The following is a 13,374-nucleotide window of genomic DNA, read 5'->3' as shown; positions in this document are numbered from 1 at the left end:
CATGTCCATTCTTACCGCCGACCGCGCGGTTTTCCGCGAAGCCCTGCCCCATGGCGGCCGCCTGATCGGGCTGGATGTGGGCAGCAAGACGATCGGCCTTGCGCTGTGCGATGCGGGATGGTCGATCGCCAGCCCGGCCCATACCGTCAGCCGCGGCAAGTTCACCAAGGACAAGGTCGCGCTGGCGGCGTTCATGGAACAGCAATTGGTGAAGGGCGTGGTGATCGGCCTGCCGCTCAACCTGGACGGCAGCGAATCCCCGCGCAGCCAGGCAAGCCGCGCCTTCGCCCGGAACATCGCCGACCTCGGCCTGCCGATCCTGCTGTGGGACGAGCGCTGGTCGACGCAGGCGGTGACGCGGACGCTGCTGGAGGCGGATGCCAGCCGCGCGCGGCGGGGTGAACTGGTGGACAAGCTCGCCGCGAGTTACATCCTGCAGGGCGCTATCGACGGGCTGATGGCCGGCTTCTGAGCCCCCTCCTACTCCTCAAAGGCGGAGATGATCGGGCAAGGGCCCTCCTGCGAGGCATGGCATGCGCTGGCAAGTCGCCGCAGGCTGTCCCGTGCCGTCTCCAGTTCCGCGATCTTCTGGTCCAGCGCCGCCAGCCGCTCCGCCGCCAGTTCACGCGCCCGCGCGCGGTCCTGCCCCGCATCCAGCCGCAGCAACTCCCCGATCTGGTCCAGCGTGAATCCGGCCGCCTGCGCCGAACGGATGAACCTCAGACGCCGTACATCCTCCTCGCCATAGCGACGCACGCCGCCCGCAAGACCGGCGCCTTCCGGCCGGTCGGGTATATCCAGCAGGCCGCGCCGCTGATAGAAGCGTATGGTCTCGACGCCGACGCCGCCCGCGCGCGCCAGACCGGAAATCGTCATCGTCATGCTTGACTCCGGACCGTGGTACGGACCCCATATGGGGTGCGAAGCGAACCTCTCAAGAGAAAGCGATGCGATGACCACAGTGGCCGCCTCCACCCAAATTCCGGGCAAAGCCGTCCTTTACCGCATGGTGATGCCTGGCCACATCTGCCCCTTCGGACTCAAGGCCAGATGGCTGCTGAAGCGCAAGGGTTATGAGGTCGAGGATCACTGGCTTACCAGCCGCGAAGAAACCGACGCCTTCAAGGCCGCGCACAATGTCGGAACGACGCCGCAGATCTTCATCGACGGGCAAAGGATCGGCGGCCATGACGATCTTCGCCGCCTTTTCGGCCTGACGGTCGCCGATCCGCAGGCGAAAAGCTACAGGCCGGTCCTCGCCGTCTTCGCGGTCGCGGCCCTGCTTGCCCTGTCGACCAACTGGCTGACGGAGATGCCGCTCATCGGCATCATGACGGCGGAACGCTTCATCGCGATCTCCATGATGCTGCTCGCCATGCTGAAATTGCAGGATGTGGACCGCTTTGCGACCATGTTCCTGAATTACGACCTGCTCGCCCGCCGTCTTGTCCCTTATGGATATGTCTATCCCTTCCTTGAACTCGGTGCAGGCGTGCTGATGCTGGCGGGTGCGCTCGAATGGCTGTCGATCCCCGTGGCGCTCTTCATCGGCGGGATCGGTGCGGTTTCGGTTTTCAAGGCCGTCTATCTCGAAAAGCGCGAACTCAAATGCGCCTGCGTCGGCGGCAGCGGCAACGTGCCGCTGGGTTTCGTCTCCCTGACGGAGAATGTCATGATGGTCGCCATGGCGCTGTGGATGCTGGCCGCGCATTGACCGAAATCGGCTGGAGCGCGCTGCGTCAGGTCGGACGCCGGTCGCGCGCTCCAGATTTCTGATGCCGCAGCGTTTCAGGCAAAAACCGGTTCCCACCCTTCGACAGATTCAGGACAGGCTTTCCGCACGATGCTCTAGGCCGTAGTGACATTTTAGGGATTCACGACGGTTTGGATTTGTGCTTCAAGGCTGGCTTTTGGAGGCTGGCGTGGAAGGCGAAGTGCTGCGGGATGATCAGTGGGAGCGGCTGCGGGAGTTCGTTCCGGGCGGGCGCAAGGGCAAGCGCGGTCCTCGCAGTGACGGACGGTTGTTTCTTGACGCCTTGCTCTGGCTGGCGCGTTCAGGGGGACGCTGGCGCGATCTACCGGAGAAGTTCGGTCCCTATCAGACCGCCAAGCGGCGTTATTATCGCTGGGTTGAGCAAGGCGTGATCGACCGGATCTTCGAGGCTGTGTCGGATGATCCCGACATCGAATGGCTGGCGATCGATGCGACGGTGATCCGCGCCCAGGCCCAGGCGGCTGGGGCACGGGTAAAAAGGGGGGCGCTCAAGCCCAGGCTCTCGGGCGCTCGCGAGGCGGGTTCGGCACCAAGATCCATGCCGTAGTCGATGCCTTGGGCTTGCCGATCCGCTTCATCCTCGGCCCCGGACAGCAAAACGACATGGCGCCCGCCTGCGATCTGATCCGCGGCATCCCGGCTGGCAAGGTGCTGGCTGATCGTGCCTATGACGCCGACAGTTTGCACGATCTCATCTACGAGCAAGGCGGCGAGCCGGTCATCCCACCTCGCCGACATTGCAAATATCAGCACCACTATGATCGCATCGCCTACAAACAGCGTTGGGGCATCGAGGGCTTCTTCGCCAAGCTCAAGCAGTGGCGCCGTATCGCAACACGCTATGACAAACTCGCTGCAAACTTCCTCGGCTTCGTCAAACTCGCCAGCATCATGCTATGGCTCAAATGATTAAATCGTCACTACTGCCTAGATGCCGTCGCGCCCATAGACGTCGGGCATGAACTGCACCCCGCCCGCGGTGGGCACGGCGGTCAGATAGGTCAGATAGACCGGCACGGGCTGGGGCAGCGGCACATGCTGTTCCGGCTTGTCGCTGTCGGGTTTCAGCGGCTTGCCGAAGAACCAGCGGCCCAGCCTTTGCGCATCCTCCAGCCGCACGCAGCCATTGCTGAACTGCCGCGCCGGCTTCGCCAGAAGGTCGCGCGATGGCGTGTCGTGCAGGTATATGCCAAGATCGTTGGGGAACATGAACTTGACCTTCCCCATGGCGTTGTCGCCGCCGGGAAGCTGACGCACGCGCAATTCGGTGCGCCCGTCGGCCACCGCGCGCCAGTCGATCGCGGCCGGCTCCAGCTTTTGCGCATTGGCGCTCCAGTCGGAAAGCGCTTCATAGCGCAGCTTCGTCAGCGAGGCGCCGTTCAGCATTCGCGGCGCGAGTTTCCGCTCGACCAGGTCGGACGGCACGTTCCAATAGGGATTGAGCGTCGCATAGCGCACCATGCCCGCCATCATCGGCGTCTGGCTTTCCTTCGCGCCGACGACCACCTTCATCGTGCCGTCCTGCACGCCCTTGCTGAAATACCAGAGGCGGGCGGAGGCCGCATCGACCACCACATGCCGCACCTGCGGACCGGGCAGCAGCCGCGTGCGTTCCAGATTGAGCGCGATCAGCCGGTCATAATAGTCATCGCCCCGGTTCAGCGCGGCGATGGTCGCAGCGCCCGCGACACCGTCCGGCTTCAGGCCATGATCGCCCTGAAACGCCTTCACCCTTGCGACAAGCGCCTTGTCATAGGCGGTTCCACCCTCCAACCCCAGGCGGCGGCGCAGCGCCACGGCGCCAGCCTTCATGCCGGGGCGCAGCTTCCCATCGGTCGGCACCGGCACTTGCGGCAGTCCGCCCCAACGCCTTGCGAAAGTCGCCCGGGCGTCGCGCAGCTTCACGTAAAAGGGGCTCATCCAGCCGGACGAACGCACATAGTCGACAAAGGACGGCGCGACTGCGGCGGCGCGCAGAATCTCCTTCGGTTCCTCATCCTTCGGCTCCACCTCCGGATCGAGATAGCGCACCTTCACCTTGCGCGAGGGTTTGCGCATGTCGCTCACCAGCGCGGCGAAGGCCTTGGACAAGGCGATGTCCGCCCGCGCCAGCAGCCGGGGATCGCCGTTCGCATCGGCCTCCTTCATCAGGGCCTTGAGTTCGCGCGGTTCATAATCCCTGGGTTTCAACCCATCCGCATCGGCCCCCTCGATCAATGCGATCAGGGCATCGGCTTGCGGCCCGACCCTGCCCTTTTCGATCCAGAGCGGCCAATAACCGCGCGGGGCGTAGAAATCCCTCAGCTTGCCGCCCACAGACGAGCGGATTTCCGCCGCCACGCTGGTGCGCTGGGAGTCCGCAACCGCGCCGGGCTGCGCAATGGCCTGTCCGGGCCAGGCCGTCAGCAGAAGCGCGGGAAGCAGGGCGGCACGGAGGAAAGGGGCGCGGCAAAGGCGCCGCGCCCGGACAACTGCGTTTATCAGCCGCGTTCTCCGCGACGGGAGGGCGGCGGAGGCGGCGGCGGCGGCGGACAGGGCGGTCCCTGAATCTCATGATACATGCCGTCGGGCGAATAATAGCCATCGACGATGCCGTCGCCATTACGGTCTGCCGCGACAGTGCCGCTGATCGCGCCCGGGCCGACCGGCGGCGCGGGGGCGATGGGTTCGTCCCTCGTCGACGCGCATGCGCTCAATGCGAGCGCCGTGCCGCCGAGAAGTGCCAATAGCCTGATTTTCATACCCTCTCCCTTGGCGCTGCGAGGACCGTGCGCCGGTTAGAATGTGGACGCTGCGGGTTGCAGCGCGAGTGTAACGACCGGCGGTCAGATTCGATTCCATTACCGCTGCGCAATGACGACGAGCCGTGCCCAGGCAACGGTTAACCGAGCCGGGCTGCGATGCTCCCGCCGTCCCGAGCCCGCCATGCTCCTGCAAAGGCAGGAGCCCGGTTCAGGCGGCAGGACGGGCTCGAACCACTCGCCTTACCGGGCCCCTTCAACAAGAGCAGGTCGCGCCAGGATCAAATCCCGACCCACTCCGCCGAAGCAATACCCTGCGCATAGAGCAGCACGGACAAATCGCCATGCACGATCTCCGCCGCCGCCGCTTCGCGCGTCTTGGGCTTGGCGTGATAGGCGACCCCCAGCCCGGCCCCCTGGATCATCGGAATGTCGTTCGCCCCGTCGCCCACGGCCAGGGTCAACGCGCGGTCGATCCCGCCCTCTATCGCTGCCTCCAGTTCCGCCCGCTTGCGCGCCGCATCGACGATCGGCACCGTCACCGTGCCCAGCAAGGCCCCGTCCGCGATCTCCAGCACATTGGCGACGGCGGCATCGAAGCCGATCTCCTCCGCCACCGGTCCGGTGAAGCGCGTGAAGCCGCCCGATACCAGCAGCGTCCTCGCTCCCCTCGCCTTCATCGTGCGCACCAGGGCACGGGCGCCGGGCATGATCTTCACCCGCTCGGCCCTGCACTGGTCGATGGCCGCGTCCGCCAGCCCCTTGAGCAAGGCAACCCGTTCGTGCAGCGCGCCGGCGAAGTCGAGTTCGCCCCGCATCGCCCGCTCGGTGATTTCCGCGATCTGCGCCTTGATCCCGGCATAGTCGGCCAGTTCATCGATGCATTCGACCGTGATCATGGTGGAGTCCATGTCGGCGATCAGCAGCTTCTTCTCCCGCTCCCCCACCGGTTGGACGATCACATCCACGCGGTCGCCAATGCCGGTCAGCGCGGCGCGCGCGGCAATCGGATCAAGCCCAAAGAAAATATCCGCCGCCTTGCCCTCGTCCAGCCACTTGCTATCCACCGGCGTGCAACCCGCCGTGGCGAGCCGGCCGGCAGCCTCGGCAATATTGTCCTGACTCAAGGCGCCACTTGCCACTAAGGTCGCAACGAACATGGAAACTCCTGACACTTCACAGGGCGAATCCCGCCCGCGCGTGGCGCTTATTGCCGGGCCCACCGCCAGCGGCAAGAGCGCGCTTGCGGTTCGCTTGGCCCGCGCGGCGAACGGCATCGTCATCAACGCCGATGCGAGCCAGGTCTATGCCGACCTCCAGATCCTCTCGGCCCGCCCCAGCTTGGAGGAAATGGCCGGTATCCCGCACCGCCTGTTCGGCCATATCGACGGCGCGGAAGCCTGCACCGCCGCCCGCTGGGCCGCCGAAGCCCGCGATGAAATCGGCAAGGCGCATGAGGCCGGACGGCTCCCCATATTGGTCGGCGGCACCGGGCTCTACCTGCGCACCCTGCTGGACGGCATCGCCCCGGTCCCGGACATCGACCCCGCCGTCCGCGCAGCCACCCGCGCCTTGCCAGTGGCGGAGGCCCATGCCGCGCTGGCGAAGGAAGACCCCGCCGCCGCCGCCCGCCTCGCCCCCGCCGACACCAGCCGCGTCGCCCGCGCTCTGGAGGTGGTCCGCTCGACCGGCCAGCCCCTGTCCGAATGGCAGCGGCGCAAAAGCGGGGGCATAGGCCCGCACGTCGCTCTTTCGCCCATGATCCTGCTGCCTCCGCGCGACTGGCTGATCGCGCGCTGCGACCTGCGCTTCGGGCAGATGGTGGACGGCGGCGCCGTAGCGGAAGTCGAGGCGCTGCTCGCCCGCGACCTCTCTCCCGACCTGCCGGTGATGCGCGCCATCGGCGTACCGGAAATCGCCGCCTGGATGGCAGGGCAAATCGACCGGGAGACCATGATGGAACGCGGCCGGATCGCCACCCGCCAATATGCGAAACGGCAATATACCTGGTTTTCGCGCCAGCCTCCGCCCGAATGGCCTCGAGAGGCGCGACAGATTGATGTGGAAATTGTCGATGAATTGGCAATAAAATTACAACGATAACTATTGACTTGCCATTTTATGTCCAATAGACGCAGCCGCCTTGCCATCCTTCCGCTTCTGGAGCAGAGGGCGCAGCAATTATCGAATGGAAGGAGCCATCGTGGCCGAAAAGAGCGGCGCGGACATATTGGTTGAGTGCCTGATCGACCTGGGGGTCGAGGTCGTGTTCGGCTATCCGGGCGGCGCGGTGCTGCCCATTTATGACGCACTCTTCAATCATCCGAAGATCCGCCATGTGCTCGTTCGCCACGAACAGGGCGCGACCCATATGGCGGAAGGCTATGCCCGTTCCACCGGCAAGCCCGGCGTCGTGCTCGTCACGTCCGGCCCCGGCGCGACCAATGCCGTCACCGGCATCACCGACGCGCTGATGGATTCGATCCCGATGGTCGTCATCACCGGGCAGGTTCCGACGCAGCTCATCGGCACGGACGCTTTCCAGGAAGCGGACACGGTCGGCATCACGCGCCACTGCACCAAGCACAACTATCTGGTGAAGTCGCCCGGCAAGCTGGCGAGCGTCGTCCATGAGGCGTTCCACATCGCCACCACCGGCCGCCCCGGCCCGGTCGTCATCGACATTCCGAAGAATGTCCAGATCGCCACCGCGCCCTACAGGAAGCCGGAAAGCTTCGAACATGCCAGCTACCGCCCGCAGACCGAGGCGGACCCGGCCGCCATCGCCAGCGCGGTCGAGATGCTGGCGGCTGCGGAGCGTCCGATCTTCTACACCGGCGGCGGGGTCATCAACTCTGGTCCCGAAGCCTCGACCCTGCTGCGCGAGATCGCCGCGCTGACCGGCGCGCCCGTCACCTCGACGCTGATGGGCCTGGGCGCCTTTCCCGCTTCGTCCGGCCAATGGCTTGGAATGCTGGGCATGCACGGCACCTATGAAGCCAATTGGGCGATGAACAAGGCGGACCTGATCGTCTGCGTCGGCGCCCGTTTCGACGACCGCGTGACGGGCCGTCTGGACGCCTTCGCCCCGCATGCGAAGAAGATCCACATCGACATCGACCGCAGCTCGATCAACAAGACGGTCGAGGTCGACCTGCCGATCATCGCGGACGTCGGCAATGCCCTGGCGGACATGATCGCACTCTGGAAGGATCGCGGGCACAAGGCGGCGGACCTTGGCGAATGGTGGGCGCGGATAGACGGCTGGCGCGCGCGCAACAGCCTCGCCTATCCGGAAAGCCGCGAAGAGATCATGCCGCAGGAGGCGATCGCCCAGCTCTACAAGGCCTCGCGATCGGCCAGTGACGTCATCATCACCACCGAAGTCGGCCAGCACCAGATGTGGGCCGCCCAGCATTTCGGCTTCGACGCGCCCAATAAATGGCTGACCTCCGGCGGCCTCGGCACCATGGGCTACGGTTTCCCGGCCGCCATCGGCGCGCAACTGGGCAATCCGGACAGTCTGGTGGTCTGCGTCGCGGGCGACGCATCGATCCAGATGAACATCCAGGAAATGGGGACGGCCAGCCAGTATCGCCTGCCGGTCAAGATCTTCATCCTCAACAATGAATATATGGGCATGGTCCGCCAATGGCAGGAACTGACCTATGAAAGCCGCTATTCCAACAGCTATTCCGACAGCCTGCCCGATTTCGTGAAGCTGGCGGAGGCCTATGGCTGGACCGGCATCCGCATCGAGGGGCCGCAGGAACTGGAGGCGGGCATCCGCCAGATGATCGACACGCCCGGTCCGGTGATCGTGGACTGCCGCGTGGCGAAGCTTTCCAACTGCTTCCCGATGATCCCGTCGGGCGCGGCGCATACCGACATGCTGCTCGACCCCAGCCAGGTCGAAGGCGTCATGTCGGACGAGGCGAAAGCGCTGGTGTGAGGATGGCGGCGTGACGCAACATCTGAAGCTCCGCATCCATGTGAGCGAACCTTTCGATTTCGAACGGTTGGCCGGCAGGTCCGAACTGACCGGCTGGACGGTGGATCATGCCGATCCGGAGAATGGGGATTGGGAAGTCCATCTGGACGCGGGCTTCGATTTTCACGAACGCCACATCGGCCGCCTGCTGGTCAGCCCGCGCTATGTGGGCGAGCATCTGGCGCGGATGTTCGATGCGATCGCGGGCTTCCCGGTGCGGATCGCCCATCGCGACGACGGCGCATGGCACTACGCCTTCACGGGCATGATTTCAGAGCGCCATGAGCGCGAAGAACCGGACAACGGAAGCATCTGATGCATATTCAGGAAGAGATTAGCGAGCGGCATGTCCTGTCGCTGACGGTTTCGAACGAGGCGGGCATATTGGCGCGCATCGCGGGCCTGTTCACCGCGCGCGGCTATAATATCGACAGCCTGACCGTGGCCGACATCACCCCCGACCATGCGATCAGCCGCATCACCATCGTCACCAGCGGCCCGCCCAAGGTGATCGACCAGATCATCGCCCAGCTCGAACGGCTGGTGCCGGTGCACAAGGTGACCGACCTTACCGACAACGGCCCCTTCGTCGAACGCGAACTGGCTCTGGTCAAGGTCGCGGGTACGGGCGAGGACCGGATCGAGGCGCTTCGCCTGGCCGACGTCTTCCGCGCGAAGGTGGTCGACACGACGATCGAGAGCTTCATCTTCGAGATCACGGGCACCACCGACAAGATCGACAATTTCGTCGGCCTCATGCGGCAGATCGGCCTGGTGGAGGTCGGCCGCACCGGAGTCGTCGGCCTGATCCGCGGCAAGGAGCCGAACTGAAGAAATCACCCCTCTCCCGCCGGGAGAGGGAGGTCGAAAAGAGTCATCTGCCTCTTTTCGACGCCGCAAAGCGATGGGAGGGTGAGGGCGGTCCCCTCGCCGCGCAGGTGGTCCCCCTCACCGCAAATCTCGGCTCCGCAAGGCGCCACCCGAACGGAAAGAAGGAACGTCAAATGAAGGTTTATTACGATCGCGACGCCGACATCGGCCTGATCAAGGGCAAGAAGGTCGCCATTCTGGGCTATGGCAGCCAGGGCCACGCCCATGCGCAGAATCTGCGCGATTCCGGCGTTGCCGAAATCGCCATCGCGCTGCGCTCCGGTTCGCCCAGCGCCAAGAAGGCCGAAGGCGCGGGTTTCAAGGTGCTGCCCAACGCCGAAGCGGCCGCCTGGGCCGACGTGCTCATGATCCTGGCGCCCGACGAGCATCAGGCCGCCGTCTATGCCGCCGACATCCACGCCAATCTGCGCCCCGGCGCCGCACTGGCCTTCGCGCACGGCCTCAACGTGCATTTCGGGCTGATTGAGCCGCGCAAGGACGTCGACGTCATCATGATCGCGCCCAAGGGCCCGGGCCACACCGTCCGCGGCGAATATCTGCGCGGCGGCGGCGTGCCCTGCCTGATCGCCGTTCATCAGGACGCGACCGGCAATGCCCATGACATCGCCCTCTCCTACGCTTCGGGCGTCGGCGGCGGCCGCTCCGGCATCATCGAAACCAACTTCCGCGAGGAATGCGAAACCGATCTGTTCGGTGAGCAGGCCGTGCTGTGCGGCGGCACCACCGCACTGGTCCAGGCCGGTTTCGAAACGCTGGTCGAGGCCGGCTATTCCCCGGAAATGGCCTATTTCGAATGCCTCCACGAACTGAAGCTGATCGTCGACCTGATGTATGAAGGCGGCATCGCCACCATGCGCTATTCGATCTCGAACACCGCCGAATATGGCGACATCAAGACCGGCCCGCGCATCATCACCGAAGAGACGAAGAAGGAAATGAAGCGCGTCCTGGCCGACATCCAGTCGGGCCGCTTCGTCAAGGACTTCGTGCTCGACAACCGCGCCGGCCAGCCGGAACTCAAGGCAAGCCGCATCGCTTCGCAGCGTCACCCGATCGAGGAAACCGGCGCGAAGCTGCGCGCCATGATGCCCTGGATCGGCGCCAACAAGCTGGTCGACAAGGACAAGAACTGAAAGCCGCCCGCCATCCCGGCAACGGGGTGGTAGGTAGCCGATCCGGTAACCCTTTGTTTCCGGTTACGGCTCTGGAACAATCAAGGGACGTCGCTTATCGTAGCGGCGTCCCTTGATCGCTTTCGGAGATTATCCTTCATGCGCAAATATCTGATCCCCGCCGCCGCCCTTGTCGCCCTTGCCGGCGGCAGCGCCGTCATCGCCCAGCAGATGCCGCCCGCCCCCGGCGCGAAGGACGCCACGCGCGTGACCGGCGGCACCTATACGATCGATCCCGGCCACACCCAGATCCTCTTCGCCTATGACCATATGGGCTTCACCAACAATCTGGGCGTCATTTCCGAATCGACCGGCACGCTGACGCTCGATCCGAAAAACCCCTCGGCCGCCAAGGTTTCGGTCGAGGTTCCGGTGACGAACCTCAAGACCGGCATCGCCAAGCTCGACGAACATCTGATGAAGCCGGAATTCTTCGACTCCGCCAAATTCCCCAAGGCGACCTTCGTGTCGACGGGCGTGAAAGCGCAGGGCAACGAGGCGGAAATCACCGGCAACCTGACCATCAAGGGCATTACCAAGCCGGTGACGCTGGACACCGAATTCTACGGCGCGGGCAAGGCGCCGGCGATGATGGGCGGCAAGGAAAATGCCGGCTTCGTCGCCACGACCACGATCAAGCGCAGCGATTTCGGCATGGGCTATGGCGTGCCGATGGTCGGTGACGCCGTGGAACTGAAGATCGTCGTCGCTTTCCAGAAATAAGCCACGGGCACGAATGACAATCCCCCTCCCGCCCGCGGGAGGGGGTTGGGCAGGGCGCGAGCGAAGCGAGCTTCTTCGCTAACCGGTCGACGCGCCGGTGACGCCGCGCCCCTCCCCACTCCTTCCGCAATCGGGAGGAGCGAGGGCCTGTGTCCTCCCCCTTGCGCTTGCCGGTCGATTCGGGCTATGGCGCTCCCATCATGCAGCGCGCGCTTCTTCCCCTGCTACGACTTACACGCCCTTAGGCGTGGTTTTTGTGCTGCTCTTCGCTTGAATGACGCGGCAATCCGCCTAAGGGCATAATCAAGCAGATAGTCGTACCACCGGGCAGGCCGCAATCCTTTGGACAGGCTCGCCCGTATGCAGAGAAGCCATTTTCGTCATGATGCTGACCGATCCCTCGCTGAAATACCGCCCCTTCCCTCAGGTCGACCTGCCGAACCGCCAGTGGCCGTCGAACGTCATCACCGCCCCGCCGCGCTGGCTGTCGACCGACATGCGCGACGGCAACCAGTCGCTGATCGACCCGATGAATGCGGAAAAGAAGCGCCGCTTCTTCGACCTGCTGGTGAAGGTCGGCGTCAAGGAGATCGAGGTCGGGTTCCCAAGTGCTGGCGCGACCGAGTTCGACTTCATCTCCGGCCTGGTGCGCGACGGCGCGATCCCCGACGATGTGTTCCCTCAGGTGCTCACGCAAGCGCGCGAAGACCTGATCGCCACCACCTTCGAATCCCTGCGCGGCGCGAAGAAGGCCATCGTCCACGTCTATAACGCCGTATCCCCCGCCTGGCGCAACATCGTGTTCCAGATGGACCGGCCGCAGATCAGGGACATCGCGATCACCGCCGCGAAGCTGCTGCGCGACAATGCGGCGAAGCAGCCCGACACCGACTGGCATTTCGAATATTCGCCGGAAACCTTTTCCACCGCCGAGCTGGATTTCAGCCTGGAATGCTGCGAAGCGGTGATGGAAATCCTCCAGCCCACGCCGGAGCGTCCGCTGATCCTGAACCTGCCCGCCACGGTAGAGGCGGCGACGCCCAATATCTATGCCGACCAGATCGAATGGATCTGCCGCAACATCAGCAAGCGCGACAGCGTCGTCATCTCGCTGCACACCCATAATGATCGCGGCACCGGCGTGGCGGCGGCGGAACTGGGCCTGATGGCGGGCGCGGATCGCGTCGAAGGCTGCCTGTTCGGCAATGGCGAGCGCACCGGCAATTGCGACCTGGTGACCGTGGCGCTCAACATGTACACGCAGGGCATCAACCCCGGCCTGGATTTCAGCGACATCGATGAAGTCATCCAGACCGTCGAATATTGCAACCAGTTGCCCGTCCACCCGCGCCATCCCTATGCCGGCGAACTGGTGTTCACCGCCTTTTCCGGCAGCCATCAGGACGCCATCAAGAAGGGCTTCGCCGCGCAGGAAGCGCGCAACGACCAGATCTGGGACGTGCCCTATCTGCCGATCGACCCCAAGGATCTGGGCCGCGATTACGAAGCGGTGATCCGGGTGAACAGCCAGTCCGGCAAGGGCGGCGTCGCCTGGGTGCTGCAACAGGACAAGGGGCTGAAGCTGCCCAAGCGCATGCAGGCCGATTTTTCGAAGGTCGTGCAGGCGCTGGCCGACGAAAGCAGCCGCGAACTGAACGCCGCCGACATCTGGACCGCCTTCGAAACCCATTATCGCCTGACGGGCGAACAGCCCTACAGCCTGATCGACTATCATGAGAGCGGCGCGGCGGGCGACCGCATCTTCACCGGCAAGATCACGCACAAGGGTGGCGAACGGAGCATTTCCGGACGCGGCAACGGCCTGATCTCCTCGGTTCTCGCGGCGCTGCGCGATGAACTGGGGGTCGATCTGGAGGTCGCCGACTATAGCGAGCATGCGATCGGCGCGGGTACGGATGTCGCGGCGGCCGCCTATGTCGAATGCCGCACCCCCGATGGCCGGACCATCTTCGGGATCGGCACGGATACGGATGTCGCCACGGCTTCGGTTCAGGCGGTGCTGTCCGCGGCCAACAGCGTCGCCACGCAGCGCTGAACGACCGACCTGCAATGGGCTCCTGC

At 64.7% G+C, this 13,374-nt stretch carries 14 protein-coding genes; 10 read left to right on the top strand and 4 right to left on the bottom strand.

The window, feature by feature from the left end; translation table 11 throughout:
- The first annotated feature begins 1 nt into the window (after position 1).
- Positions 2 to 472 carry a Holliday junction resolvase RuvX gene (gene ruvX, locus LDB29_RS04825; RefSeq protein ID WP_025548063.1) on the top strand — a complete coding sequence of 157 codons (471 nt, stop codon included), beginning with the start codon at positions 2 to 4 and terminating at the stop codon, positions 470 to 472.
- A gap of 8 nt (positions 473 to 480) precedes the next feature.
- On the opposite strand, the gene LDB29_RS04820 is transcribed toward ruvX, so the two are convergent.
- Entirely contained in the window at positions 481 to 882 is a 402-nt protein-coding gene (locus tag LDB29_RS04820; RefSeq protein ID WP_025548061.1) for a MerR family DNA-binding protein, read from the bottom strand.
- A 70-nt stretch (positions 883 to 952) separates the two neighbouring features.
- Between LDB29_RS04820 and LDB29_RS04815 the strand changes: the two genes are divergently transcribed.
- Together LDB29_RS04815 and LDB29_RS04810 are read left to right on the top strand one after the other, a co-directional pair.
- Complete coding sequence (locus tag LDB29_RS04815; RefSeq protein WP_037481868.1) at positions 953 to 1,714, top strand: MauE/DoxX family redox-associated membrane protein; 762 nt, start codon at positions 953 to 955, stop codon at positions 1,712 to 1,714.
- Positions 1,715 to 1,922: 208 nt separating this feature from the next.
- Positions 1,923 to 2,683, top strand: a protein-coding gene (locus tag LDB29_RS04810; protein WP_193666785.1) for an IS5 family transposase whose coding sequence is annotated in 2 segments (ribosomal slippage) — positions 1,923 to 2,247 and positions 2,247 to 2,683 — 762 coding nt in all. Because the reading frame shifts where the segments join, the coding sequence is not laid out codon by codon here.
- Positions 2,684 to 2,701: 18 nt separating this feature from the next.
- Here LDB29_RS04810 and LDB29_RS04805 read toward each other — a convergent pair.
- The 3 genes from LDB29_RS04805 to serB all read right to left on the bottom strand — a co-directional run bounded on the left by LDB29_RS04805 (position 2,702) and on the right by serB (position 5,675).
- Positions 2,702 to 4,198 carry a murein L,D-transpeptidase gene (locus LDB29_RS04805; RefSeq protein ID WP_099185810.1) on the bottom strand — a complete coding sequence of 499 codons (1,497 nt, stop codon included), beginning with the start codon at positions 4,196 to 4,198 and terminating at the stop codon, positions 2,702 to 2,704.
- 56 nt (positions 4,199 to 4,254) lie between these two features.
- On the bottom strand, positions 4,255 to 4,515 hold the full coding sequence (locus LDB29_RS04800) for a hypothetical protein (RefSeq protein ID WP_025552117.1): 261 nt from the start codon (positions 4,513 to 4,515) through the stop codon (positions 4,255 to 4,257).
- 281 nt (positions 4,516 to 4,796) lie between these two features.
- The gene (gene serB / locus LDB29_RS04795; protein ID WP_099185811.1) at positions 4,797 to 5,675 is read right to left on the bottom strand and encodes a phosphoserine phosphatase SerB; all 879 of its coding nucleotides are present in this window, start codon (positions 5,673 to 5,675) and stop codon (positions 4,797 to 4,799) included.
- On the opposite strand from serB, the gene miaA reads away from it, so the two are divergent.
- From miaA to leuA, 7 genes are all read left to right on the top strand, one after another.
- Positions 5,674 to 6,618, top strand: a complete 945-nt coding sequence (gene miaA, locus LDB29_RS04790) for a tRNA (adenosine(37)-N6)-dimethylallyltransferase MiaA (RefSeq protein WP_025552118.1) — start codon at positions 5,674 to 5,676, stop codon at positions 6,616 to 6,618. The genes serB and miaA overlap by 2 nt on opposite strands.
- 100 nt (positions 6,619 to 6,718) lie before the next feature.
- Positions 6,719 to 8,467, top strand: coding sequence for an acetolactate synthase 3 large subunit (locus LDB29_RS04785; RefSeq protein ID WP_025552120.1), 1,749 nt, complete (start codon positions 6,719 to 6,721; stop codon positions 8,465 to 8,467).
- A gap of 10 nt (positions 8,468 to 8,477) precedes the next feature.
- Positions 8,478 to 8,822, top strand: a complete 345-nt coding sequence (locus tag LDB29_RS04780) for a hypothetical protein (RefSeq protein WP_025552122.1) — start codon at positions 8,478 to 8,480, stop codon at positions 8,820 to 8,822.
- Positions 8,822 to 9,337, top strand: coding sequence for an acetolactate synthase small subunit (ilvN, locus tag LDB29_RS04775; RefSeq protein ID WP_025552124.1), 516 nt, complete (start codon positions 8,822 to 8,824; stop codon positions 9,335 to 9,337). Before LDB29_RS04780 ends, ilvN begins: the two co-directional genes overlap by 1 nt.
- A 107-nt stretch (positions 9,338 to 9,444) precedes the next feature.
- Positions 9,445 to 10,530, top strand: coding sequence for a ketol-acid reductoisomerase (gene ilvC, locus LDB29_RS04770; RefSeq protein ID WP_255308861.1), 1,086 nt, complete (start codon positions 9,445 to 9,447; stop codon positions 10,528 to 10,530).
- Between the two features lie 138 nt (positions 10,531 to 10,668).
- A complete protein-coding gene (locus tag LDB29_RS04765) occupies positions 10,669 to 11,292 on the top strand; it encodes a YceI family protein (protein ID WP_044662032.1) in 624 nt (207 codons plus the stop codon).
- A gap of 382 nt (positions 11,293 to 11,674) precedes the next feature.
- Positions 11,675 to 13,348, top strand: a complete 1,674-nt coding sequence (gene leuA, locus LDB29_RS04760; RefSeq protein ID WP_025549081.1) for a 2-isopropylmalate synthase — start codon at positions 11,675 to 11,677, stop codon at positions 13,346 to 13,348.
- Positions 13,349 to 13,374 lie beyond the last annotated feature (26 nt).

It is taken from the genome of Sphingobium sp. CFD-2 (assembly GCF_024611135.1).
GTDB classification, from domain to species: domain Bacteria; phylum Pseudomonadota; class Alphaproteobacteria; order Sphingomonadales; family Sphingomonadaceae; genus Sphingobium; species Sphingobium fuliginis.
This window is presented reverse-complemented; position numbering and strand designations above follow the sequence as displayed.